21 protein-coding genes and 3 pseudogenes are annotated in these 24,182 nt (G+C 64.9%); 16 read left to right on the forward strand and 8 right to left on the reverse strand.

Annotated elements, in window-relative coordinates; genetic code table 11:
• Nucleotides 1–2: 2 nt before the first annotated feature.
• Entirely contained in the window at nt 3–473 is a 471-nt protein-coding gene (locus tag IVB36_RS03420) for a type II toxin-antitoxin system RatA family toxin (RefSeq protein WP_018457820.1), read from the forward strand.
• A gap of 140 nt (nt 474–613) precedes the next feature.
• Here the strand turns inward: IVB36_RS03420 and IVB36_RS40330 are convergent.
• A pseudogene (locus IVB36_RS40330) lies at nt 614–715 on the reverse strand (cytochrome c4); the annotation flags it as partial.
• 38 nt (nt 716–753) lie between these two features.
• On the opposite strand from IVB36_RS40330, the pseudogene IVB36_RS40335 reads away from it, so the two are divergent.
• Nucleotides 754–834: pseudogene (locus tag IVB36_RS40335) on the forward strand (small-conductance mechanosensitive channel); the annotation flags it as partial.
• A 119-nt stretch (nt 835–953) separates the two neighbouring features.
• Here IVB36_RS40335 and IVB36_RS03430 read toward each other — a convergent pair.
• Together IVB36_RS03430 and IVB36_RS03435 are read right to left on the reverse strand one after the other, a co-directional pair.
• Entirely contained in the window at nt 954–1,553 is a 600-nt protein-coding gene (locus IVB36_RS03430; protein WP_018457822.1) for a CinA family protein, read from the reverse strand.
• A 3-nt stretch (nt 1,554–1,556) separates the two neighbouring features.
• Nucleotides 1,557–2,738: a bifunctional 2-C-methyl-D-erythritol 4-phosphate cytidylyltransferase/2-C-methyl-D-erythritol 2,4-cyclodiphosphate synthase gene (locus IVB36_RS03435; RefSeq protein ID WP_247390625.1), complete on the reverse strand. Its 1,182-nt coding sequence runs from the start codon at nt 2,736–2,738 to the stop codon at nt 1,557–1,559.
• Nucleotides 2,739–3,020: 282 nt separating this feature from the next.
• Here IVB36_RS03435 and dusB point away from each other — a divergent pair, with 282 nt between their 5' ends.
• The 3 genes from dusB to ntrC are packed head-to-tail and all read left to right on the forward strand — an operon-like array spanning nt 3,021 to nt 6,646.
• Complete coding sequence (dusB, locus tag IVB36_RS03440) at nt 3,021–4,022, forward strand: tRNA dihydrouridine synthase DusB (protein ID WP_247390741.1); 1,002 nt, start codon at nt 3,021–3,023, stop codon at nt 4,020–4,022.
• Nucleotides 4,019–5,194: a nitrogen regulation protein NR(II) gene (locus tag IVB36_RS03445; protein ID WP_026233448.1), complete on the forward strand. Its 1,176-nt coding sequence runs from the start codon at nt 4,019–4,021 to the stop codon at nt 5,192–5,194. Before dusB ends, IVB36_RS03445 begins: the two co-directional genes overlap by 4 nt.
• Nucleotides 5,195–5,203: 9 nt before the next feature.
• Nucleotides 5,204–6,646, forward strand: a complete 1,443-nt coding sequence (gene ntrC / locus IVB36_RS03450) for a nitrogen regulation protein NR(I) (protein ID WP_007610301.1) — start codon at nt 5,204–5,206, stop codon at nt 6,644–6,646.
• A 166-nt stretch (nt 6,647–6,812) separates the two neighbouring features.
• On the opposite strand, the gene IVB36_RS03455 is transcribed toward ntrC, so the two are convergent.
• Complete coding sequence (locus IVB36_RS03455) at nt 6,813–6,959, reverse strand: hypothetical protein (RefSeq protein ID WP_018457826.1); 147 nt, start codon at nt 6,957–6,959, stop codon at nt 6,813–6,815.
• A 173-nt stretch (nt 6,960–7,132) separates the two neighbouring features.
• Between IVB36_RS03455 and IVB36_RS03460 the strand changes: the two genes are divergently transcribed.
• The 4 genes from IVB36_RS03460 (at nt 7,133) to hflX (ending at nt 12,792) form a co-directional block, all read left to right on the forward strand.
• Nucleotides 7,133–9,526, forward strand: a complete 2,394-nt coding sequence (locus tag IVB36_RS03460) for a PAS domain-containing sensor histidine kinase (protein WP_247390628.1) — start codon at nt 7,133–7,135, stop codon at nt 9,524–9,526.
• A 15-nt stretch (nt 9,527–9,541) separates the two neighbouring features.
• On the forward strand, nt 9,542–10,912 hold the full coding sequence (locus tag IVB36_RS03465) for a sigma-54 dependent transcriptional regulator (RefSeq protein WP_007591127.1): 1,371 nt from the start codon (nt 9,542–9,544) through the stop codon (nt 10,910–10,912).
• A gap of 237 nt (nt 10,913–11,149) precedes the next feature.
• Nucleotides 11,150–11,398, forward strand: a complete 249-nt coding sequence (hfq, locus tag IVB36_RS03470) for an RNA chaperone Hfq (RefSeq protein WP_007591126.1) — start codon at nt 11,150–11,152, stop codon at nt 11,396–11,398.
• Between the two features lie 11 nt (nt 11,399–11,409).
• On the forward strand, nt 11,410–12,792 hold the full coding sequence (hflX, locus tag IVB36_RS03475) for a GTPase HflX (RefSeq protein ID WP_247390631.1): 1,383 nt from the start codon (nt 11,410–11,412) through the stop codon (nt 12,790–12,792).
• Nucleotides 12,793–12,812: 20 nt separating this feature from the next.
• Here the strand turns inward: hflX and mazG are convergent, their stop codons facing one another.
• Nucleotides 12,813–13,667: a nucleoside triphosphate pyrophosphohydrolase gene (mazG, locus tag IVB36_RS03480; protein ID WP_247390634.1), complete on the reverse strand. Its 855-nt coding sequence runs from the start codon at nt 13,665–13,667 to the stop codon at nt 12,813–12,815.
• 139 nt (nt 13,668–13,806) lie between these two features.
• Here mazG and queC point away from each other — a divergent pair, with 139 nt between their 5' ends.
• Nucleotides 13,807–14,520 (forward strand): 7-cyano-7-deazaguanine synthase QueC, encoded by a 714-nt coding sequence (gene queC / locus IVB36_RS03485; RefSeq protein ID WP_247390636.1) that lies wholly within the window; start codon nt 13,807–13,809, stop codon nt 14,518–14,520.
• Nucleotides 14,521–14,678: 158 nt separating this feature from the next.
• Here queC and IVB36_RS03490 read toward each other — a convergent pair whose 3' ends face one another.
• Genes IVB36_RS03490 through nthA form a run of 3 tightly spaced genes read right to left on the reverse strand, consistent with a single transcriptional unit; the run spans nt 14,679 to nt 16,338 of the window.
• Nucleotides 14,679–15,059: a nitrile hydratase accessory protein gene (locus IVB36_RS03490; protein WP_247390643.1), complete on the reverse strand. Its 381-nt coding sequence runs from the start codon at nt 15,057–15,059 to the stop codon at nt 14,679–14,681.
• The gene (gene nthB / locus IVB36_RS03495) at nt 15,059–15,718 is read right to left on the reverse strand and encodes a nitrile hydratase subunit beta (protein WP_018457833.1); all 660 of its coding nucleotides are present in this window, start codon (nt 15,716–15,718) and stop codon (nt 15,059–15,061) included. The genes IVB36_RS03490 and nthB overlap by 1 nt, the downstream gene beginning before the upstream one ends.
• Nucleotides 15,715–16,338 (reverse strand): nitrile hydratase subunit alpha, encoded by a 624-nt coding sequence (nthA, locus tag IVB36_RS03500; RefSeq protein WP_085349816.1) that lies wholly within the window; start codon nt 16,336–16,338, stop codon nt 15,715–15,717. The genes nthB and nthA overlap by 4 nt, the downstream gene beginning before the upstream one ends.
• A 62-nt stretch (nt 16,339–16,400) precedes the next feature.
• On the opposite strand from nthA, the gene IVB36_RS03505 reads away from it, so the two are divergent.
• The 6 genes and pseudogenes from IVB36_RS03505 (at nt 16,401) to IVB36_RS03530 (ending at nt 24,139) form a co-directional block, all read left to right on the forward strand.
• Nucleotides 16,401–17,159: a hypothetical protein gene (locus IVB36_RS03505; protein ID WP_247390645.1), complete on the forward strand. Its 759-nt coding sequence runs from the start codon at nt 16,401–16,403 to the stop codon at nt 17,157–17,159.
• Nucleotides 17,160–17,192: 33 nt separating this feature from the next.
• A pseudogene (locus tag IVB36_RS03510) lies at nt 17,193–17,997 on the forward strand (enoyl-CoA hydratase/isomerase family protein).
• Nucleotides 17,998–18,109: 112 nt separating this feature from the next.
• Nucleotides 18,110–19,582 carry a DASS family sodium-coupled anion symporter gene (locus IVB36_RS03515; RefSeq protein WP_247390647.1) on the forward strand — a complete coding sequence of 491 codons (1,473 nt, stop codon included), beginning with the start codon at nt 18,110–18,112 and terminating at the stop codon, nt 19,580–19,582.
• A gap of 228 nt (nt 19,583–19,810) precedes the next feature.
• Nucleotides 19,811–20,977 (forward strand): methionine ABC transporter ATP-binding protein, encoded by a 1,167-nt coding sequence (locus IVB36_RS03520; RefSeq protein WP_247390652.1) that lies wholly within the window; start codon nt 19,811–19,813, stop codon nt 20,975–20,977.
• Nucleotides 20,967–21,632 carry a methionine ABC transporter permease gene (locus IVB36_RS03525; protein WP_247390653.1) on the forward strand — a complete coding sequence of 222 codons (666 nt, stop codon included), beginning with the start codon at nt 20,967–20,969 and terminating at the stop codon, nt 21,630–21,632. Before IVB36_RS03520 ends, IVB36_RS03525 begins: the two co-directional genes overlap by 11 nt.
• A 518-nt stretch (nt 21,633–22,150) precedes the next feature.
• Nucleotides 22,151–24,139, forward strand: coding sequence for a TonB-dependent siderophore receptor (locus tag IVB36_RS03530; RefSeq protein ID WP_247390654.1), 1,989 nt, complete (start codon nt 22,151–22,153; stop codon nt 24,137–24,139).
• The last annotated feature ends 43 nt before the right edge of the window (nt 24,140–24,182 follow it).

The raw sequence follows: 24,182 nt of genomic DNA on the forward strand, positions 1-24,182 counted from the left end.
CCATGCCCAATTTTTCGAGCAAGCGTCGTGTCGATCACAGCGCGTCCGAGATGTTTGATCTGGTCGCTGACGTCGAGCGCTACCCGGAATTCGTGCCGCTGTGCAGTGCGCTGAAGGTCCGTCAGCGCATGGCGAAACCCGACGGCACCGAGGTGCTGGTCGCGGACATGACGGTGTCGTTCAAGCTGGTCAGGGAATCCTTCACCAGCCGCGTGACGCTCGACCGCGCCAATTTGAAGATCCTGGTCGAATATCTGCAAGGTCCCTTCAGCAATCTGGAAAACCGTTGGACGTTCGAGCCCAAAGGCGAGAGCGTTTGCGATGTCGGCTTCTTCCTTGCCTACGAGTTCAAGAGCCGCATGCTGGCGCTCCTGATGGGCTCGATGTTCGACGCCGCGTTCGCGCGATTTTCCATCGCCTTCGAGAAGCGGGCGGATGCGATCTACGGACGGCGGAAGCTGGTGTCGTCGTAGTGGTTGCGGACGGGCACGCTCTCTCCTCCGTCATTGCGAGGAGCCCTTGCGACGAAGCAATCCAGAATCCCTCTGCGGAGAGACTCTGGATTGCTTCGCTGCGCTCGCAATGACGATGGGAAGGCAAACGTGCCAGAATTTCAATCCACCGCTTTCACGACATCCGGCGGCTGCGAGGCATAATACGCAGCGGCCTGCTCGATCTCCAGCGGCGTCATCGCACGGGCAATGTTGCGCATCTCTCACCGTTGGTCTGGCATTACAGGGCCCACTCTCCAACATCGCCGCCGGCGTCATGCTGCTGCTGTTTCGACCCTTCCACATCGGCAATGACGTCGAGGTCACCTGCATGGCGGGAAAGGTCAAGTCTCTACGGGCTGGTGTGGGGCGCAGCCATCGTCAATCACAGCGCGATCAAGCAGTGCGTGCTCGATCACGTGAGTGCTTAACGCGGCTGCGTGAGGGATCTCACCCCCGCGGTCAGCGCGGCGGCCTGCGCTTCACCGCGTGCCGGCGCGGTGATCGTGTCACGCGCGGGCGCAGGCGGGTTACTGCGGCGGCACGTTTCGGCTTGGCCGTAACTTGCGGGCCGCGGGCGAGATCCATCAGCATGCGCAGCGCCTCGACCACGGAGCGCTGACGCACGGCGGTGCGACCGATGGCGCCAAAGCGATGCTCGCGATGGACGATGCGTCCGTCGCGCGCGGCGGCGGCGAAATGCACGAGGCCAACCGGCTTGCCGGGCGTGGCGCCGCCGGGGCCGGCAATGCCGGTGATAGCGACTGCAAGATCGACGCCGGCACGCTCCAGCGCGCCGACCGCCATGGCTGTTGCCGTCTCCCTGCTGACGGCGCCGAAATTGGTGAGCGTGCTTACCTCGACGCCGAGCATCGCGCGCTTGGCGTCGTTGGAATAGGTGACGAAGCCGCGATCGATGACGTCGGAAGAGCCGGGGATGTCGGTCAGCGCACCGGCCACCAGGCCGCCGGTGCAGGATTCCGCGGTCGCGATCGTCAGCTTGCGCATCCGGCACAAATCGAGCAGCGAGCGGGAGAGGGCGCGTGCGTCGCTGCCGGCCATGGCCTAGACACTCCAGGGCAGACGGATGGTGGCGCTCGCGGTGGCCGCGATGCCTTCCTCGCGGCCGGTGAAGCCGAGCCGCTCGCTGGTGGTCGCCTTGACCGCGACGCGGGAGATGTCGACGCCGGAAATCTCGGCGATGCGCGCGCGCATGGTCTCGCGCAAGGGGCCGATCTTCGGCCGCTCGCAGATCATGGTCACCTCGAGATTGGCGATGCGGCCGCGGCGCTGGGTGACGCGCTCGATGGCGTATTGCAAAAACTGGTCGGAGGAGGCGCCTTTCCACTTCGCGTCGCTGGGCGGAAAGTGCGATCCGATGTCGCCGTCAGCGAGCGCGCCCAGGATGGCGTCGACCAGCGCATGCAGGCCGACATCGCCGTCGGAATGGGCCAGGAAGCCTTTGGTGTGCGGCACGCGCACGCCGCATATCATGAGATGGTCGCCCTCGCCGAAGGCGTGGACGTCGTAGCCCGTGCCGGTCCTGATGTCGCCGAGCAGGCTTGCCAGCCGCGCTTCCTCGCGCACGAAATCCTCGGGAGTGGTGAGCTTCATATTGGCAACATCGCCTTCAAAGGTTGCAACCGTCAATCCCGCCCATTCGGCAATCGCGGCATCGTCGGTGAAATCGCTGCGCCCGTCCTTGGCCGCGCGACGATGCGCTTCGAGGATGACGTCGAAACGAAAGGATTGCGGCGTCTGCGCAATTCGCAACCGCGCCCGGTCCGGCGTGTCCTCGACATTGCCATTCTCGCCGGTGATCTTGATGGTGTCGGTGACGGGAACGACGGGGATCGCCGCGCCGGTGCGGCTGGCCGCATCGATCGCGCGGGTGATCACGCCTTCCGAAACGAAGGGGCGCGCGGCGTCGTGGATCAGGACAATGTCGGGCTTGTGCCTGGCGAGCGCTTCGAGACCGGCGAGCACCGAGGCCTGCCGGGTCGCGCCGCCATTGACCGGCGCCTCGTGGCTGAGCCCTGCGACCGCCGCCGTGAACATGGCGCTATCGTCCGGGTTCACGACTGACTGAACTGCGAACACGTCCGCATGACGGCTGAAGGCCTCCATGGCGCGATAGATCACCGGCACGCCGCCGATCTCGCGATATTGCTTGGGGCCACCGGCGCCTGCGCGCAGGCCGCGTCCGGCCGCGACGAGGACGACTGCGGTGCGCTGTGATTTCGCCATAGGACTCAAATACTCATTTGGGGATGAAGAAAGTCGGGGGTGGGGTGATTGCCGCATGCCTCTAGCACGGCAGGCCCGCAATAAAAGGGGGTTTCCCCGGATTGTGGGAAACAGCATTTTGCTGCACTGCACCTTGAAAGATTTGCAGAACTGTCTAAACTGTAGGCATGACGCTTGACTGCACAAGAATTGTGCGCAAGATAGGTCATGGCAGGCGCGATGAGGCGCTGCCAACGCAACGAGACCCCTGTGACCGGCTCGGTAGTATCAGGCTCTAAGCCATTGAAGATAGGCGATATTGATGTCGCCACCCCGGTCTTCCTGGCGCCGATGTCGGGGGTGACTGACTCGCCCCTCCGCCGGCTCGCCGCGCAGTTGGGGGCCGGTCTGGTCGTGTCCGAAATGACGGCCAGCGACGAACTCGCCAATGGCCATCATATGTCCCGGTTGCGCTGCGAAGCCACGGGGATCGGTCCCCACGTGGTCCAGCTCGCCGGGTGCGAGACGCATTGGATGGCGGAGGGCGCCCGGATCGCTGAAGCCGAAGGCGCCGATATCATCGACATCAACATGGGCTGTCCGGCTCGTCACGTCACCGGCGGCCAGTCCGGTTCCGCCTTGATGCGCGACCTCGACCACGCCGTCAGCCTGATCGAAGCGACGATCGCGGCGGTGAAGGTGCCAGTGACGTTGAAGATGCGGCTCGGCTGGGACGACCGCACCCGCAACGCACCGGAACTGGCGCGGCGCGCACAGGCATCAGGCATCAAGCTCGTCACCGTGCACGGCCGCACCCGCTGCCAGTTCTACAAGGGCGAGGCCGATTGGGATGCGATCCGCGCCGTACGCGAGGCCATCTCCATTCCGCTCGTCGTCAATGGCGACATCACCACTTACGAGAAGGCCCTCGCGGCGTTAAAGGCCTCCGGCGCCGATGCCGTGATGATCGGCCGCGGCGCGCAGGGCCAGCCCTGGCTGCCCGGCCAGATCGGCCGCCGCCTCAAGGGTGGGGCGGTGGAAGCCACGCCGCCGCTCGAGACGCAGCTGCATTATGTGCGCACGCTTTATGAAGGCGTCTGCGCGCTCTACGGCCTGCGCATCGGGCTGCGGCACGCGCGAAAACATCTGGGCTGGGCGCTCGACGTCGCGGCCGATGTGAGCCGTGCGCCGGCCGAGAAGCTGAAATCCTGGCGCCAGAAAATCCTCACCTCGGAGGATCCGCACCTCGTTCACCGGTCACTGCAAGATGCCTTCGACGACTTCGCATGGAGCGCCGCTGCATGAGCTCAGTTGCTGAACATCGTCGGCCGTTTCCGTCCGACAGCGATGCCATCCTGGACGCACTTCCCAATCCCGTGCTGATGATCGGGCCGGACGGCAAAATCGTCGCCGCCAACATCGCAACCGAAGCCTTCTTCGATATCTCGACGCAGTTCTTGAAGCGGCAGTCGCTGAAAGAGCTGGTGCCGTTTGGCAGCCCCTTGCTGGCGCTGATCGACCAGGTGCGTTCGTCGAATGCACCTGTCAACGAGTACAAGGTCGATCTGGGCACGCCGCGCATGGGCGGGGACCGCCAGGTCGATCTGCACGTTGCCCCCGTCACGGAACGGCCCGGCCATATCGTGGTGATGCTCCAGGAGCGCTCCATCGCCGACAAGATGGACCGCCAGCTCACCCATCGCAGCGCCGCGCGCTCGGTGATCGCGCTCGCCGCGATGCTGGCGCACGAGATCAAGAACCCGCTCTCGGGCATCCGCGGCGCGGCGCAGCTCCTGGAGCAGCAGGCCTCCTCGGAAGACCGCATGCTGACGCGGCTGATCTGCGACGAGGCCGACCGCATCGTGACGCTGGTCGACCGCATGGAGGTGTTCGGCGACGAGCGCCCCGTGGTGCGCGGCCCCGTCAACATCCATTCGGTGCTCGATCACGTCAAACGGCTGGCGCAGTCCGGCTTTGCCCGCAACATCCGCTTCGTCGAGGACTACGATCCCTCGCTGCCCCCGGTGCTGGCGAACCAGGACCAGCTCATCCAGGTGTTCCTCAACCTGGTGAAGAACGCCGCCGAAGCGCTGATCGACGTTCCCGACGGTGAAATCCAGCTCACCACCGCGTTTCGCCCCGGCGTCCGCCTGTCAGTCCCCGGTCAAAAATCCCGTGTATCCCTGCCGCTCGAATTCTGCGTGAAGGACAACGGACCAGGCGTGCCGGACGATCTTCTGCCAAACCTGTTCGATCCCTTCGTCACCACCAAACAGACCGGCTCGGGTCTGGGCCTCGCGCTGGTCGCAAAGATTATCGGGGATCACGGGGGCATCATCGAATGCGAATCTCAGCCGCGCAAGACAACCTTCCGCGTGCTGATGCCGATGTATTCCACATCGGTGAAACATGCCGATCAAAGCAGTCACGACGGCTCTGCCGGGAAGTCGTCGTCTGCGTCACAGGGGGCGAAATGAGGATTAACGATGCCCGCAGGTAGCATTCTCGTTGCTGATGACGACACCGCCATCCGCACGGTTCTCAATCAGGCACTATCGCGCGCCGGCTACGAAGTGCGGCTGACCGGCAATGCCGCGACGCTGTGGCGCTGGGTCAGCCAGGGGGAGGGCGATCTCGTCATCACCGACGTGGTGATGCCCGACGAGAACGCGTTCGACCTGTTGCCGCGGATCAAGAAGATGCGGCCGAATTTGCCTGTTATCGTCATGAGCGCGCAAAACACCTTCATGACGGCGATCCGGGCCTCCGAGCGCGGCGCCTATGAATATCTGCCGAAGCCCTTCGATCTGAAGGAGCTGATCGCCATCGTCGGCCGCGCGCTGGCCGAGCCGAAGGAGCGGGTCTCGACGCCGAACGAGGACGCCGAGATGGAGGCGATCCCGCTGGTCGGCCGCTCGCCGGCGATGCAGGAAATCTATCGCGTGCTGGCGCGCCTGATGCAGACCGACCTCACCGTGATGATCACGGGCGAGTCCGGTACCGGCAAGGAGCTGGTGGCGCGCGCGTTGCACGATTACGGCAAGCGCCGCAATGGCCCGTTCGTCGCGGTCAACATGGCGGCGATCCCGCGCGACCTGATCGAGTCGGAGCTGTTCGGCCATGAGCGCGGCGCCTTCACCGGCGCCAACACCCGCGCCTCCGGCCGGTTCGAGCAGGCCGAGGGCGGCACGCTGTTCCTGGACGAGATCGGCGACATGCCGATGGAGGCGCAGACCCGTCTGCTGCGCGTGCTTCAGCAGGGCGAATACACCACGGTCGGCGGTCGCACCCCGATCAAGACCGACGTGCGCATCGTCGCGGCCTCCAACAAGGATCTGCGCGTCCTGATCCAGCAAGGCCTGTTCCGCGAGGATCTGTTCTTCCGCCTCAACGTCGTGCCGTTGCGCCTGCCGCCGTTGCGCGAGCGCATCGAGGATCTGCCCGATCTCATCCGTCATTTCTTCGCGCTGGCGGAGAAGGACGGCCTGCCGCCGAAGAAGCTCGACACGCTGGCGCTGGAGCGGATGAAGCAGCACCGCTGGCCGGGCAATGTGCGCGAGCTCGAGAACCTCGCCCGTCGCCTCGCCGCGCTCTATCCGCAGGACGTGATCACCGGCTCCGTCATCGACGGCGAACTGGCGCCACCCACGGTCAGCCCGGGTGCCGCCGTCCAGCATGGCGTCGACAATCTCGGCGGCGCCGTGGAGGCGTATCTCTCTTCGCACTTCCAGGGCTTCCCGAACGGCGTGCCGCCGCCGGGCCTCTATCACCGCATCTTGAAGGAGATCGAGGTGCCACTGCTCACGGCCGCGCTCGCGGCCACCCGCGGCAACCAGATCCGCGCCGCCGATCTGCTCGGCCTCAACCGCAACACGCTGCGGAAGAAGATCCGGGATCTCGATATCCAGGTGTATCGGAGCGGCGGCTAGCCCCCCGCAACGGCCGGTGGCTCAGCTCCCCCTACCAAGCGGAGCTGAGCCTGTCCGATCGCGTTGGCCGTCGTGGCTGACGCGGTGAGCAGAAGTCCCGATCGGACTGAAATGTTCCGCAGGAACATTCAAAAGGTGATTTCAGCCGCGGGACGCGGCCTCACACCTATCTGACAAACCGGCCTGAGACCTGTATTGCGCTGGCGACGTTCGCATTGGGCTCCTGCACCCCGAGACCATTGACCAGCAGGTCCGCCGCCACGATCAGCAGCAGCACGGCCGATACCATCATTGCGAGAAAGAACCTGTGCATGCTGGTCAAGCCGCCGGGGCTGGAATCCGTTCCCGCCCTCCGGCATGTCGCTGTGGATGCGCGGGTCGGTCGCGGCGGTGACGCCGCGGAATTGTCGCAATTCGGCAACAATGTGGTACGAATACATCAGTAGCCGCCCGCCGCGGCCCCCCGTTTCAGCACCCATTGCCGGAATGACCAGCGCAGACACCTCGGCCGCATCCTTTGACACGGCCCCAGCAGAAGAGCCCCGGCGTTGGTCGGCGCGACGCTGGCTGGCGCCGTTCGCCGTGGCGCTGGCGCTGCTGTCGGCCTTGCTCACCTTCCTGGTCCTGACCGGCCTCACCAGCATCGAACTGACGCCGCAAGTTGTCCGTTCGTTCTATCTGAGCAACGCAGCCACCATCCTGCTGCTGGTCGGCATCATCATCCGCGAGCTCTGGCAGGTGATCCTGGCGCGACGGCGGGGCAGGGCGGCGGCGCGCCTCCATGTCCAGATCGTCAGCCTGTTCTCGATCGTGGCGGTGCTGCCGGCGGTGCTGGTCGCCGTCGTCGCCAACGTCACCATCGAGCGCGGCCTCGACCGCCTGTTCTCCGGCCCGACCAAGGAGGTGATCCAGAATTCACTGACGATCGCGCGGGCTTACATGCAGGACCATGCGCAGCTGATCCGGGGCGACATTCTCGGCATGGCCAACGACATCGCCCACGCGCGGCCGCTCTACGACCAGGATCGCCGCTCGTTTCGCGAATTGCTGACGTCCAGCGCCGCCTCGCGCAATTTGCCGGGCGCGATGATCATCGACAAGAACACCAACATTCTCGAATCCGCCGACACCGGCATGCGGCTGGCCTATTCGCCGCCGGCACCGGACTTCCTCAGCAACGTCAACGAATCCGAACCCGAGATCGCGGTGCTGCCCGATGCGAGCTTCGTCGCCGCGGTGGTCCGCTTGCGCGCCTTCAGTGACACATTCCTCTACGTCGCACGGCCGCTCGATCCGAATGTCGTCAACCAGCTCAAGCAGACCGAGGTCAGCGTCGCCGAATACGCCCAGATCGAGTCGCGCCGGCTCGGCATCCAGGTCGCGTTCGCGCTGATGTTCGCTGTGATCGCGCTGACCATCCTGATGGCCTCGGTGCTGATCGGCCTCAACTTCGCCAACTCGCTGGTCTCGCCGATCCGGCGGCTGATGAACGCGGCCCAGACGGTCTCGACGGGCGATCTCCATGTGAAAGTGCCGGTGCACCAGTCGGAAGGCGACCTCGCCCAGCTGGGTGAGACCTTCAACAAGATGACGGAGGAGTTGCGTAGCCAGCGCGACGAGCTCGTCAACGCCAGCGAGCTCATCGACAGCCGCCGCCGCTTCATCGAGGCGGTGCTGTCGTCCGCCAGCGCCGGCATCATCGGCGTGGATACCTCAGGCAGCGTCGGCATTCTCAACCGTTCCGCCGAAAAGCTGATCGGTCACTCCGAAGCCGAGACGCTCGGCCATCCGCTCTCCGACGTGCTGCCCGAGCTCGAAGAGATGATGAAGACGGCGCGGGAAGGGACCCAGCGCCTGGTGCAGGGGCAGATCACGATCACGCGCGACGGGCAGGAACGCAATCTGTCGGTCCGCGTCAGCGCCGAGAAGACCAGCCAGCCGCACGACAGCTACATCATCACGCTCGACGACATCACCGAACTGGTCTCGGCGCAACGCACCTCGGCCTGGGGCGACGTCGCGCGCCGCATCGCGCATGAGATCAAGAATCCGCTGACCCCGATCCAGCTCTCCGCCGAACGCATTCGCCGCAAATTCGGCAAGGACATCACGGAGGGCAAGGACAAGCAGATCTTCGAACAGTGCACCGACACCATCGTGCGTCAGGTCGACGACATCCGCCGCATGGTCGACGAGTTCTCGCGCTTTGCGCGGATGCCTAAGCCGGTCATGGAGGGTGAGGACGTCGCCGACACAGTGCGGCAGGCGGTGTTCCTGATGAAGGTCGCCCACCCCGAGATCGATATCGAGGCCGAGTTCAAGGAAGACCCGCTGCGCGCTCAGTTCGACCGGCGGCTGATCTCGCAGGCCGTCACCAACATCGTCAAGAACGCCACCGAGGCGATCGAGCAGGTCCCCCTGGAGGAGCTCGGCAAAGGCCGGATCGACGTCGTGGTCTCGCGCGAGGGCGAGGACGTGCTGATCGACGTCGTCGACAACGGCATCGGCCTGCCCAAGGTGGCGCGCTCGCGCCTGCTCGAGCCCTATGTGACGACACGCGCCAAAGGCACCGGCCTTGGGCTCGCGATCGTCGGTCGCGTGCTGGAAGACCATGGCGGGCGCATCGAGCTGAAGGATGCCTCGGACTTCCGCGAGGGCCAGCGCGGCGCCTGGATGCGGATGCGTTTTGCGATCGCCGGCGCTCCCGCGAAAAGCGAGGGGGCCGAACCGGCAGCCGCGGCAACGACCAAGCCGGAAAGCGGCGAAACGGCCACGCAATCCCTCAAGGATCCGGAAACAAAAGAGGCGGCCGTCGAAACCAAAAAGCCGGCTGAAAAGACCAATGATTCAACGAAGATCAAAGCCTCAACAGGCAGCTGAGAAAACAGGCGATCCATGGCAAGTGAAATTCTGATTGTCGATGATGAGGCCGATATTCGGGATCTCGTTGCGGGCATCCTCGAAGACGAGGGTTTCGTGACCCGGACCGCGCGCGACAGCGATACGGCGCTCGCCGAGATCGCCAACCGCAGGCCGCATCTGGTGTTCCTCGACATCTGGCTGCAGGGCTCCAAGCTCGACGGCTTGCAGCTCTTGGAGCAGGTCAAGAAGGACAACCCCGATCTGCCGGTCGTGATGATCTCCGGCCACGGCAACATCGAGACTGCGGTCGCCGCGATCAAGCGTGGCGCCTACGACTTCATCGAGAAGCCGTTCAAGACCGACCGGCTGATCCTGGTCGCCAACCGTGCACTGGAGAACTCGCGGCTCAAGCGCGAGGTCAAGGAGCTGAAGCAGCTCGCGCCGAGCGCAAGCTCGCTGGTCGGCCGCTCGCCCAGCATGAACCAGCTGCGCCAGACCATCGAGCGTGCGGCCAAGGCCAACAGCCGCATCCTGATCGTCGGCCCCGCGGGCGCCGGCAAGGAACTGACCGCCCGCACGTTGCACACGGCCTCGGGCCGCGCCGACGGCCCCTTCGTCGTCATCAACGCCGCTGCGATCACGCCCGAGCGGATGGAGCACGAGCTGTTCGGCATCGAGCAGTCCAACGGCGAGCACGCGCGCAAGCCCGGCGCACTCGAAGAGGCTCATGGCGGCACGCTGTTCATCGACGAGATCGCGGACATGCCGCGCGAGACCCAGAACAAGATCTTGCGCGTGCTGGTCGAGCAGTCGTTCCAGCGCGTCGGCGGCAACGGCAAGGTGCAGGTCGACGTCCGCATCATCTCCTCCACCGCGCGCAACCTCGAAGAGGAAATCGCGGCCGGTCATTTCCGCGAGGACCTCTATCACCGGCTCTCGGTGGTGCCGATCCGCGTGCCCGCATTGTCGGAGCGGCGTGAAGACATTCCGGAATTGATCGACTATTTCATGGAGCAGATCTCCGCGGGCAGCGGCCTGCCCAAGCGGCAGATCGGCCAGGACGCGATGGCGGTACTGCAGTCGCATGTCTGGCCGGGCAATGTGCGCCAGCTCCGCAACAACGTTGAGAGAGTCATGATTCTCGCCGCTGGCGGGCCGGAAGTCATCATCACTGCCGACATGCTGCCGCAGGATGTCGGCTCCATGGTGCCCGCGATGCCGACCAGCAACAATGGCGAGCACATCATGGGCCTGCCGCTGCGCGAAGCGCGCGAAGTGTTCGAGCGCGACTATTTGATTGCACAGATCAGCCGTTTTTCAGGAAATATTTCTCGCACGGCCGAGTTTGTTGGCATGGAACGCTCGGCGCTGCACCGGAAGTTGAAGGCGCTCGGCGTCGGCTAACGCTGCGACGTCGTTGGAATAGGCGAGGAAAATCATCGATTTCCGTAGTTTTTCGGGGCAATACGGCATGGGCTGCCGCGTGAAGCGGCTTGCCTAATAAGCCTACCTGTCCTCTAATTGAACCGCTGTCCCCCCGAGGGGGATCTCATGAGGGACGGCAACCGGACGAGGACCCCGAGTTTCAAAAGAGGGCCGCAACCGGCGCAATAAAAAGAAACTCAAAGCGAGAAAAAAACAATGGCGGCAGACCGCGCACAAAACCTGCAGGACACCTTCCTTAATCACGTTCGCAAAACCAAAACGCCACTGACGATCTTTCTGGTCAACGGAGTGAAGCTCCAGGGCATCGTGACCTGGTTCGACAATTTCTGTTTGCTGCTTCGGCGCGACGGTCACTCGCAGCTCGTCTACAAGCATGCGATCTCGACCATCATGCCGGGCGCTCCGATCCAGCTGTTCGAAGGCGGCGAGGATCAGCCGGCTTGAGAGTGATCTGATTGGAACCCCGGAATTTCGACGGGGATGCCGACCGTCCGCGGTCGGCAGGGGGTAGGCAGACGGGGCGGGTGCTTGTCATCGGTCCCTATTTGCGGGTGCGCGCAGGCAGTGCCGACGCGCAATCGGAAGCTCATGTCGTGCGTGACGCGGAAGCCCGGCTCGACGAAGCCGCCGGCCTCGCGCGCGCGATCGATCTCGTCGTTGCCGACGCCATCATCGCGCCGATCAGCCAGATCCGCCCTGCGACCTATATCGGCAAGGGTAAGGTCGAGGAGATCGCCGCGCTCGCCAAGAGCCTCGACGTCGAACTCGTGGTGATGGATTGCGCGCTTGCGCCGATCCAGCAGCGCAACCTCGAGAAGGAGTTGCAGGCAAAGGTGCTCGACCGCACCGGTCTCATCCTGGAAATCTTCGGCCGCCGCGCCAAGACCAAGGAAGGCTCGCTCCAGGTCGAGCTCGCGCATCTCAACTATCAACGTTCGCGCCTGGTGCGCTCATGGACCCATCTCGAGCGCCAGCGCGGCGGCTTTGGATTCATGGGCGGTCCCGGCGAGACGCAGATCGAAGCCGACCGCCGCCTGATCCAGGAGCGCATCTCCAAGCTCGAGGGCGAACTGAAGAAGGTGCAGGCCACACGCCGCCTGCATCGCGCAGGCCGCCAGCGCGTGCCGTACCGCGTCGTGGCGCTGGTCGGCTACACCAATGCCGGCAAGTCGACGCTGTTCAACCGCCTGACCCGCGCCGACGTGCAGGCCGCCGACATGCTGTTCGCCACGCTGGATCCGACCCTCCGCGCGCTCACCCTGCCGCATGGCGGCAAGGCGATGCTGTCGGACACCGTCGGTTTCATCTCCAATCTGCCGACGCAGCTCGTCGCCGCCTTCCGCGCCACGCTGGAGGAGGTGCTGGAGGCCGACGTCATCCTGCATGTGCGCGACATCTCGCACGACGACGCCGAGGCGCAGCAGAGCGACGTCGACGCCGTGCTGCGCCAGCTCGGCATCAACCCCGATGATTCAGGCCGCATCATCGAGGTCTGGAACAAGATCGACCGCTATGGTCCCGAACAGCGCGAAGAGCTTTTGAACATCGCCGCGCGCAGGCCGGAGGATCATCCGGCGATGCTGGTGTCGGCCGTGTCGGGCGAGGGGGTCGACGCGCTGCTCGCCGCGATCGAGGAGCGCTTGGCCGCCAAACGCATCACGCTCGACCTCTCCATCGATGCCTCCGACGGCGCCGGCATCAGCTGGCTGCATCGGAATTCCGAAGTGCTGGCGAAAGAGCTGCACGACGGCCGCTTCGACATGACGGTGCGGGTGGACGAGACCAAGCGGGACATCGTGGTGAACCGGTTCGATGCCGTGCCGCGACTGTCCGCGTAGTTAGTGTCGTCCCGGCCGAGTTAGCGGCCGGCTTGCTTGCGCTCCTCTGGTGACGACTGCTTCGCACTCTTCGCCTCATTCCACAACGCGTCCATCTCCGCCAGCGACGCCTGCTCGAGGGTCCGCCCCTGCGCCTCCAGCGCCCGTTCGATATAGGCAAACCGCCGCTCGAACTTCGTGTTGGTCGCCCGCAGCGCGGCTTCCGGATCGGCATCGACATGGCGGGCGAGGTTGACCACCGCGAACATCAGGTCGCCGGTCTCTTCCGCCAACCCCTCGCTGTCGTTGCGATCGAGTGCGGCCTCGATCTCGTCGGCTTCTTCGCGGATTTTTGCCAGCACCGCGCGTGGATCGTTCCAGTCGAAGCCGACAGTGGAGGCCTTGCGCTGCAGCTCCATGGCGCGCGTCAGGGCGGGCTGGCCGGCCTTCACGCCTGACAGCAGCGATTTGTGGGACGGCGCTTCCTGGGGTGGCCGGCGCGCGGCGCGCTCGGCTTTCTCTTCGGCCTTGATGCGGTCCCAGACTTCCTTGACGTGGGAGGAGGCGAGATCGCCGTCCTTGTCGGCGAAGACGTGCGGATGGCGGCGGATCATCTTGCGGGTGATGGCCTCGACGACATCGCCGAAGGCAAAGGCGTTCTGCTCCTCGGCCATCTGAGCATGGAACACCACCTGCAGCAGGAGGTCGCCGAGCTCCTCGCAGAGGTCGTCGAGATCGCCGCGGCTGATGGCGTCGACCACCTCATAGGCTTCCTCGATCGTATAGGGCGCGATGGTCGCAAAATTCTGCTCGAGGTCCCAGGGGCAGCCGGTCACCGGCGTGCGCAGCGCCGCCATAATTTCGATCAGGCGGGAAATGTCGCGGGAAGGGGTCATTGCGGGGCAGTCTCCTGGCTCCCATGCCTTATGCCAAAAGCGAGCCCCCGTTCCCAGCGCAGCGCGGCGGAACAGGGTGATTTCCACCGGTTGGCGGGCCAGATTGGCGAGCCGCGTGCGCAGTGCTAAAGCGCGGGCCATGACTGACGCATCTTCATCCGAAACCGCGCTGGTGCTGTTCTCCGGCGGCCAGGATTCCACCACCTGCCTCGCCTGGGCGCTGAATCGCTTTGCGCGCGTGGAGACGCTGGGCTTCGATTACGGCCAGCGCCACGCCATCGAGCTGGCCTGCCGCGACCGGCTGTTCGACGGCATCAGGGGCCTGCGCACGGACTGGGCTTCCAGGCTCGGGGAGAGCCACACGCTGTCGATCCCGACGCTGGCGGCCGTGTCCGAGACGGCGCTGACGCGCGACGTCGCGATTGCGATGGGCGCCGACGGCCTGCCGAACACGTTCGTGCCCGGCCGCAATCTGGTGTTCTTGACTTTTGCCGCGGCGCTGGCCTACCGGCGCGGCATCAGTCACATCGTCGGCGGCATGTGCGAGACCGACTATTCCGGTTATCCCGATTGCCGCGACGACACCATCCGCGCGATGCAGGCCGCGCTGTCGCTCGGCATGGCCCGCAAGTTCGAGCTGCATACCCCGCTGATGTGGATCGACAAGGCCGCGACGTGGAAGCTCGCCCAGGACCTCGGCGGCGACGGGCTGGTCGACCTCATCCGCGAGCAGTCGCACACCTGCTACCTCGGCGAACGCGGCGCGCAGCATGATTGGGGATACGGCTGCGGAGAATGCCCGGCGTGCAGCCTGCGGGCGAAGGGGTGGCGGGAGTACGTGGCGGGACGGTGATACCATAGACTCGGTGTCATTACCCGCGAAAGCGGGCGATCCAGTACTCCGAGAAGGTAGCGATAATCGACAGGCCGCGGCGTACTGGATTCCCCGCCTTCGCGGGGAATGACAGTGTTGGTTGGGGTTAGAGTGTACCCAAGCAACGCGCAAAGCGACTACGGCGCAAAATCCTCCGCCTTCAGCTCAATCAGCTTGCCGTGCGGGGTGCGATCCGCCGCGTGGTCCCAGGCGTCGCGGTAGCGATGCAACGTCTCCGCAGACGCAACGCCCTTGCGCGCGACCAGCCCCTCCAGAGTGGCGAGCCAATGGAGATAGTAGGTCTCGCCCGTATCGGGATCGCCGGCCGCCTGCGCGCGCTTGATCTCGGAGGCCAGGGCTGCCGCCCATTCGGGCCAGGTGAACACGCCGCGCTCGTGCAGCGTCAGCGCCATCGCGAAGGCGTGCGCCTCCCAGGGCGCGCCGAACACCGGGCCGTCATCGTCGCGCGGAATGCTCGGGATCGCTGCCGTCGCGGCAGCAGCAGCCGTGCTGCTCATCACGCCGGGTCCAGATACGGCTCGAACGCATCGATCGAGACTTTCGAGGTCGGATCGCCGTCCGCGCCCCAGAGATCGCGGCCCTCGAACACGACAGTGTAGAGCCATTGCGGATTCTCGCCGAGCTCCATCGCCGCCGAGTCCGGAAACACGTGGCAGCCATGGTTCAGCTCGACGATTCCGACATGACCACGCACGTAGCGCGGCAGGCGGGTGTGGGTCGCCGGGTGAATGTTCTTCGCGCGGACCTTGTCACCGATCTTGAATTTCGCCGGCGCCGGGGCAGGGCGGGCGAACTTGCCGCGCACCATGATGCGCTCGACCTGGCCGAGATCGAACTTGCCGTGCTTGAGCGCCTTGGCCGGCTGCATCGCGTGGCCGGCGGCGACTTCCTCCCGAGTGAGGTAGCCCTTCTCGATCAGCATCTCCTCGAGCCCGAGAAACCATTTCTTGTAGTAGGAGCTCGAGAGATAGATATGCGGCGGGATCGTCTCGCGATAGAAGCGCGAGGTGTCGATGTTGAAGGCGCCGGCCGCGCCCATCGCGCGTACCATGGCGAGAACACGCGACTCCCATTCCTCGTGGAACACCGGCTCGTTCGGTTCGGGCTCGACCTTGCCGAACCCGTCCATGCCGCCCATGTCGTGCACGCCGTTCATGACGGCGCCCCCGGCGCCTTGGGAAAGCCGGTGCCGATCATGGAATCGCGCGTGACCAGCTCGGCGAGCTGCTCCTCGCTCCAGCCTTCGGTCCCTGCGGGGCGCATCGGCAGCACCAGAAAGCGCGTTTCGGCGGTCGAATCCCATACCCGGATTTCAACGTCCTTGGCGACTTGCACGCCGAAATCGGCGAGCACGCCGCGCGGGTCCTTCACCGCGCGGGAGCGATAGGGCGCGGCCTTGTACCAGACCGGCGGCAGCCCCAGCATTTCCCAGGGGTAGCAGGAGCACAGCGTGCACACGACCATGTTGTGACGTTGCGGCGTGTTCTCGACCACGACGAGGTGGTCGCCGACGCGGCTGACATGGCCGAGCGTGCCGATCGCCTTCGAGCCGTCCTCCAGCAGTGCCTTCTTGAACGCCGGATCGCTCCAGGCCTTGGCGACAACGCGCGCGCCGTTATGGGGGCCGATCCGGGTCTCATAGGCCTGGATGATGGCGTCGAGCGCGGCCGGCTCGACATAGCCTTTTTCGGTCAGGATCGTCTCGAGCGCGCGCACGCGCAGCTCGGTCTCCGACAGTTCGGAATGGTCGTGATCGTGGTGATGATGGTCGCTCATGGGGCGAAGATAGTCCCAGAATCCGGGCGTTGTCGAGGCGAAGACTCTGCTAACATCGCACCATGGGCTGGGCTGCAAGAACCGGAATAACCGTCGCAATCGCGGCTCTTGGCGCATTCGCGGCGCAGGATGCGCGCGCCGCGAATGGCGCCTATGCGGTCGATGCCGCCGACATTTCCGATGTGGGCTCCTGCAAGGTGGAAAGTTGGCTGTCGGCGGCTTCCAACACGGATTTTTCGGCGGTCGCCAATCCCTCGTGTGTCGTCGATCCCTTCAGGCCGATCGAGCTGAGCCTGCAGACCATCCGAGCCCGGAGCGGCGGCGACTGGAGCACGACAATCGCGCCAAAAGCCAAGACGAATTTCGTCCCGACCGGAATCGGCCGGTGGGGATTGTCGGCCTATGGCGGAGGATCGTTCGACGCGGCGACCGGCGAGGCGCTATCCGCCTTTGCCGTCATCCCCGCGACCTTCCGCCTGTCGGAGACCATGCGCATCAACGTCAACGGCGGCTGGCTCTGGGATCGGACGGTGGATCGCCATTACCTGACCTACGGCATCGGCTTCGATTGGAAATTCACCGACACGCTGCAATGGACGATCGAGGCGTACGGGCAGGCCGGCGCCGCCGAGGTCGCAAGCATCGTGCAGCCGCGTTTCCAGACCGGTGTCCGCTACCGACCGAACGAGATATTCTCCGTCGATCTGATCTACGGCCGCAACATCACCGGCGAAAATGCCAACTGGATCACCATCGGGACCACGATCCGGTTTCCGGTCCATGGAAGCGAACCCGAACATCGGCGCACCGGGCATCTGTGAGCGCCAGGAAGACCAAGACCAGGGGAGTTTGCGTTGCCTGACTATGTCAAGATCGAGAAGGGCCTCGGGCCGGAGGGACGGATTGCGGTGGTGCGGTTCGACCGCGGCGACGGCATCAATGCGCTATCGCCAGAGGCTTTACGCCAGCTCACCGCGGCCGCGCGCAGTTTTGAGGATGACGCCGCAACCTCTGCCGTGGTGCTGACAGGCAGCGCGGCTGCGTTCAGCGCCGGCTTCGACCTCAAGGATGCCGAACCGCGCGCGCAAGGACATGGACCTCGGCACGCTGCGGCGGCATCTCAAGCTCGGACCGCGCCTGACCCACGCCTGGCAGGAGATGGAGCAAATCACGATCGCCGCCATCGAGGGGTTTTGCGTCGGCGGCGGCGTGGCGCTGGCCGTCGCGCTCGACTTCCGCGTCATGGGACGCGATGCCCATCTGCGCGTGCCCGAGATCGGCCTCGGCATGAACATGAGCTGGCAGAGCATTCCGCGCATGCTGCATCTGATCGGCCCGGCGCGCACCAAGCAGGCGGTGGTCCTGGCCGATCAGCGCATCAGCGCGGATGAGGCCTATGAGTGGGGCCTGGTCGAGCAGGTGGTCGATCCCGGCCATACGTTCGATGCCGCGATGGAGCTTGCGCGCAAGGTGGCAGCGCAGCCGCCGCTCTCCGTTGCCATGACGAAACTCACGGTCAACCGGCTGGCGCATGCGCTGGATAATCTCGCCAGCCACATGGACGTCGACCAGTTCGCCCTGGCAAGCCTTAGCGAGGACCATAAGGAGGGCGTCGAGGCGTTCCTGACGCGACGCAAACTGAAGTTCAGAGGGCGGTAGAAGCCGGCCAGGCATTGATTGCGCCGCCGACTATCCGTATACGCGGCGCTGGGACAAAATAGGCCCGATCAACGGGCCGGCAGACGACAATGACGATCGAGGGGGAGGGCCCATGACCACTGGCACGCAGGCACCCGAGGCGAAAGGGTTTCGCTGGAAGCTGATCGCGCCGCTCGCGGTATGGCTGCTGATCTATCTGTGGCCGGTGCCCGCAGGGCTCAACGCCAATCAGTGGCACTATTTTGCGATCTTCGCGGCTGTCATCACCGGGCTCATCCTGGAATCGATGCCGGTGGGCGCGGTCGGCCTGATCGGGCTGACGGTTGCTGGCGTCGGCGGTTATATCGATCCCGATCCGACCAAGTCGCTGCGCTGGATGCTGGCGGGCTTTGCCGAGAGCACGGTCTGGCTGATCGTCGGCGCCTTCGTGTTCTCGATCGGGTACCGCAAGAGCCACCTGGGCCGGCGTATTGCGCTCGTGCTGGTGCAAAAGCTCGGCACCAACACGCTCGGTCTCGGCTATGCGGTGGCGATGTCGGACTTCTTGCTGGCGCCGGCGACACCGTCCAACACCGCGCGCAGCGGCGGCATCGTCTATCCCATCATCAGCAACATCCCGCGCATCTACGGCTCCGAGCCAGGACCGACCGCCGGCAAGATCGGCACCTACGTGATGTGGACCGCGTTCGCGTCGACCGCCGTCACCAGCTCATTGTTCTTCACCGCGCTGGCGCCCAATGCGGCGGCGCTGGCCATCGCCAAGAAGACCGTCGGAATAGACGTCAGCTGGGCGCAGTGGTTCATCGGCTTTGCGCCGCTCGGCCTGCTCCTGATGGTGCTGGTCCCGCTGCTCAGCTACGCGGTCTGCCGCCCCGAGGTGAAGAGCAGCCCGGAAATTTCCGAATGGGCATCGAAGGAGCTCGCGGAGATGGGCCCGATGTCGCGCAATGAATGGATCATGCTGGCGCTGATCTTGCTCGCGATGTTCCTGTGGATCGCGGGCTCGAGCCCGGACATCCGCGTGCCGCTTCTGGGCTCGAATTTCGTCAACGCCACCACCGTCGTGTTCATCGTGATCTCGCTGATGCTGGTGACGGGCGTGATCGAGTTTGCCGACATCGTCGCCGAGAAGGGCGCCTGGGAGGTGTTCTTCTATTTCACCTCGCTGCTGACGCTGGCCTCGGGCCTCAACGAGATCGGCTTCATCAAATGGTTCGCGACCGAATACGCAAAGCCGCTCGCCGGGCTGTCGCCGTCGACCGCAATGCTCCTGCTGGTCGCGCTGTTCTTCTGGATCCACTATTTCTTCTCGAGCATCACCTCGCATGCCGCCGCCGTGCTGCCCGTGGTGCTCGCGGTCGGATCCGGCATCCCCGACCTACCAGTCACGACGCTCGCCATGCTCTGCATGTATTCGCTCGGCCTGATGGGGGTGATCTCGCCTTACGCGACCGGGCCGGCGCCGATGTATTTCGGGAGCGGCTATATCGGCAAGGGTCAGTTCTGGGGTTTTGGGCTGATCTTCGGGGTAATCTATTTCGCGGGGCTGCTGCTGATCCTTTGGCCCTGGTTGCAGGTCCACTGAGCCGGGGCGGGAGGCCCATACGGCGGCAGATGAATTTTCTTCAGCTGGGAGACATTTGGAAAACTTCGTCCAACTCCCCGCAAATATCTGACATTGCCAGAGCGACCCGAAAGGGCGATTGTGCGTGCTGCGGTGCAGCGCGCTCCAGCCGAGTCCTCATCGCGGTTTCACTCTCCGTCGCTTGATGCGACCGTTCCCGGATGCCCAGGGGCAAGGGAACTATTGTGCATGAAGGCCGCCTCCATGAACGTCCACCCGTCGCTCGCGATCGGACAGCCGATCGAAAAGTTTGACGCGATCTCAGCTCACGCGATCTCACCTGCCGCGACTGCGTCCGACGCGATGGTCCGCTTCGAAGGCATCTCGAAAACCTATCCGGCCTATCACGGCAAGCCCGGCGTCAATGCCCTGCAAAACATCGACTTCGCCATCCCGCGCGGTTCGATCACCGGAATCATCGGCCGCTCCGGCGCCGGCAAATCGAGCCTGGTCCGGCTCATCAACGGCCTGGAGAGGCCGACCACGGGCCGCGTCGTCGTCGATAACAGAGATATCTCGGCGCTCTCGGGCCGCGACTTGCGGCTGGCGCAGCGCTCGATCGGCATGATCTTCCAGCACTTCAATCTGCTGTCCTCCCGCACCGCTGCCGCCAACATCGCGCTGCCGCTGGAGATCGCCGGCTGGGCCAAGGCCGATATCCGCGCGCGCGTGGCCGAGCTGCTTGCGCTGGTGGGCATCGCAGACAAGCACGATCGCTACCCGTCAGAACTCTCCGGCGGCCAGAAGCAGCGCGTCGGCATTGCCCGTGCGCTCGCGACGCGGCCGAGCGTGCTGCTGTCGGATGAGGCGACCTCGGCGCTCGATCCGCAGACCACGCGGGCGATCCTCGATCTGCTCGCGAACATCAACCGCGAGCTGGGCGTGACCATCGTACTGATCACCCATGAGATGTCCGTGGTGCGCCAGCTCGCGAGAGACGTCGTGGTGCTCGATGCCGGCCACGTCGTCGAGAGCGGCCATGTCGCCGACATCTTCACCCACCCAAAGCATCCGATCACGCAATCCTTTCTGGCCGAAGTGATCGGAGACAGCCTGCCGGTGTCGCTGGCGAGCCGTATCGTTTCGGAGCTGCCTGCGGATGGACAGGCCGTGATCCGCGTCCAGGTGCGCGGGGCAGGGACCGGCGACACGCTGGTGGCGCGGCTGGCGCGCGAGCTCGGCCTCGACGTGTCGCTGCTGTCGGCTCGCATCGACGAGATCGGCGGCCAGCATGTGGGCTCGCTGACGCTTGGTATCCCTCTCGGCATGTCCGGCGGCGAGGACGCGACGACGCGCGCGCTGGCCTGGCTCTCACAACATCAATTCCCCGCGGAGCGTCTCGGCTATGTCGCCTGAACTTATCAACCTGATCGTCCAGGCGACCGGCGAGAGCCTGTACATGGTCGGGCTCGCCGCGCTGATCGGCACCGTCTTCGGCCTGCCGCTCGGCGTCTTTCTCGCGACCAGCCGGAAAGGCGAGCTGTTCGCGGCGCCCGTCGTCAACCGCGTGCTCGGCATCGTCGTCAACGCGACGCGGTCCACGCCTTTCATCATCCTGGTCGTCGCCATTATCCCGTTCACGCGGTTGGTGGCCGGCACCTCGATCGGATCGACGGCCGCGATCGTACCGTTGACGATCGCATCGGCGCCGTTCATCGCGCGCCTGGTCGAGGCCGCGATCCGCGAAGTCGATGGCGGCCTGATCGAGACGGCGTCCTCGTTCGGGGCCTCGCCGATGCAGATCGTGCTCAAGGTGCTGATCCCCGAAGCGCTGCCGGGTCTTCTGCTGGCGCTGACGCTCGCGGTTGTCAGCCTGCTCGGCTATTCCGCCATGGTCGGCGCCGTCGGAGGCGGAGGCCTGGGCGATCTCGGCATCCGCTACGGCTATCAGCGCTTCATGCCGGAGATGATGCTGGCCGTCGTCGTGGTGCTGATCGCGCTGGTGCAGCTCGTGCAGAGCGCCGGCGATTATCTCGCGCGCCGGGTCAATCGCCGGCTGCGACATCGCTGACGCCGTTTTAGACATTTCGAACAAGCAGGTTCTTGTCGGTCTGGAAGCATTCCAAACTTCGAGACACGACTGAGTGCATTCGTCGCACGCGTTGCGCACGCGTCTGGAGAAATTCTAACGCAGTTCCTATCGCACTCCGAAATGGCCTGCGTTAGGGCGAGGCATCAAAAACGATACCGGCGAAGCCGGCAGTGCGTGGGGCCTCGACAAACGTGACCGATTTCCAACTTGCTTCCCGTGCCGACACGCGTCGTCGACAGATACAGACTCTCTTCCTCGGAGCGGCCAGCACATTTGCTCTTGTCGTCCCCTTCGGTGCGGTGGAGGCGCAGACGCAGATCCCCGCCGTCACCGTCGAAGCCCCGGCTCAGCGCGCCCGGCCTGCAGCGGTCGCCTCAACGCGACAGTCAGCGGCGACACGCACCGCGCGCGCCAATCGTCGCTCTCCATCGCAGCAAGCTGCGCCAACCCAGTCGGCATCATCGAACGGCGCCACCGGAGAACGCGCCAATGGTCCGGTGCGCGGTTTCGTTGCGACGCGCAGCGGCACCGCGACCAAGACGGATACACCGCTGATCGAAACCCCGCAGTCCGTCTCCGTCGTCACGACCGACCAGGTCAGGAACCAGGGCGCGGTCTCGATCGGCGAGGCGCTACGCTACACCGCCGGCGTCAGCGGCGACGTCAACGGCGGCTCCGATACCCGCTTCGGCGCCCTCCAGATCCGCGGCTTCGACACCACCATGTCGGGCCTCTATGTCGACGGTTTGCGGATTCCCTCCAGCAATTACGTGCACTTCAACGGCCTCGATCCCTACGGCGCCGAGCGTCTCGAGGTTCTCAAGGGCCCATCCTCGGCGATGTATGGCGGCAGCGGCACCGGCGGCATCCTCAACTACGTGACCAAGCTGCCGACGGCCCAGCAGTTCGGCGAGGTCTCGATCTCGGGCGGCAGCTTCAACCGCTATCAGGGCCAGTTCGACATGGGCGGTCCCGCCAACAAGGACGGCACCGTGCTGTGGCGCCTGACCGGCGTGGTGCGCCACGGCGAAACCCAGGTCGACTTCACCAAGGACAACCGCGTCTTCATCGCGCCCGCCGTCACGTTCAAGCCGAACGATGACACCACCATCACGATCCTCGCCAACTACCAGCGCGACCGGGCAGGGTGGGGCCTCCAGTTCTTGCCGGCCTCGGGCACGGTGTGGCCAAACAACGGCCGCACCATCCCGGTCTCGTTCTTCGCGGGCGTGCCGAGCTTCAACGCGTTCAACACCGAGATCGCGACCGCCGGCTACCAGCTCTCGCACAATTTCACCGACAACATCACATTCCGGCAGAATTTGCGCTACGCCTACCAGCACAACGAGGAGAAGGTGTTTTTCGGCGGAGGCTATACCGACGAGGCCGCGGGACAGCTCGCCCGTTTCGGTAGCTACAGCAACTCCTACATCAACTCCTTCGCGGTGGACAACCAGCTCCAGGGCAAGTTCACCACCGGCTTCCTCAGCCACACCACGCTGGTCGGAATCGACTATCGCAACACCAGATTCCGCGACACCGCCTTTGGCGTCGCGACGTCCGCGCCCGAGATCAACGTCTTCAGCCCGGTCTACAGCTACGACTGGACCATGGGCGCCATGAGCGACGACACCGGGGTCAAGCAGTCGCAGGTCGGCCTCTACGCGCAGGACCAGATCAAGCTCGGCCGGCTCTCGTTCCAGCTCGGTGGCCGCCAGGATTTTGTAACGACGCAGGTCGACAGCGGCATCTTCAATACGTCGGTCGCGAAGGATGCGTCGGCCTTCACCGGCCGCGCCGCAATGATGTACAATTTCGACAACGGCATCGCGCCCTATTTCAGCTACTCGGAATCGTTCCTGCCGGTGCTCGCGACCGGCCCGAGCGGACAGCTGCTCAATCCCGAGACCGGCGTGCAGTACGAGGTGGGCGTCAAGTACCAGCCGCTCGGATGGAACGCGCTGTTCACCTTCGCCGCCTTCGACCTGACGCGCGACAACGTCGTCACCTTTGCGCCTCCGCTCAACATTGCCGAGCAGACCGGTCAAGTGAAATCGCGCGGCCTCGAGCTCGAAGGCACGATGTCGCTCGCCGACGGCTGGAACCTGCGCGCGGCCTATGCCTATGTCGATGCAATCGTCACGCAGGATCCGGTGAATGTCGGCAAGGCGCCGGTCACCGTGCCGCTCAACCGCGCCTCGCTGTGGAACGACTATACGCTTCAGACCGGGCCGCTCGCGGGCCTGCAGTTCGGCGGCGGCGTCCGCTATGTCGGCGCGACCTGGGGCGATGACGCCAATACATTCAAGGTCGGATCCGCGACCGTGCTGGACGCGCTACTCGCCTACACAAGGGACAATTGGCACCTGTCGCTGAACATCACCAACCTCGCCGACACCCGCTATGTCGCCGCCTGCTACAGCCTGTCGGGCTGCTTCTACGCGGAGGGACGCAAGGCCATCGGCAAGCTGACATATCGGTGGTGAGTTCGAATGAGGACAGGCCGTGATGGCGGCCGGGCCCGCTTGA

This window comes from Bradyrhizobium sp. 35 (assembly GCF_023073215.1).
GTDB lineage: Bacteria > Pseudomonadota > Alphaproteobacteria > Rhizobiales > Xanthobacteraceae > Bradyrhizobium > Bradyrhizobium canariense_D.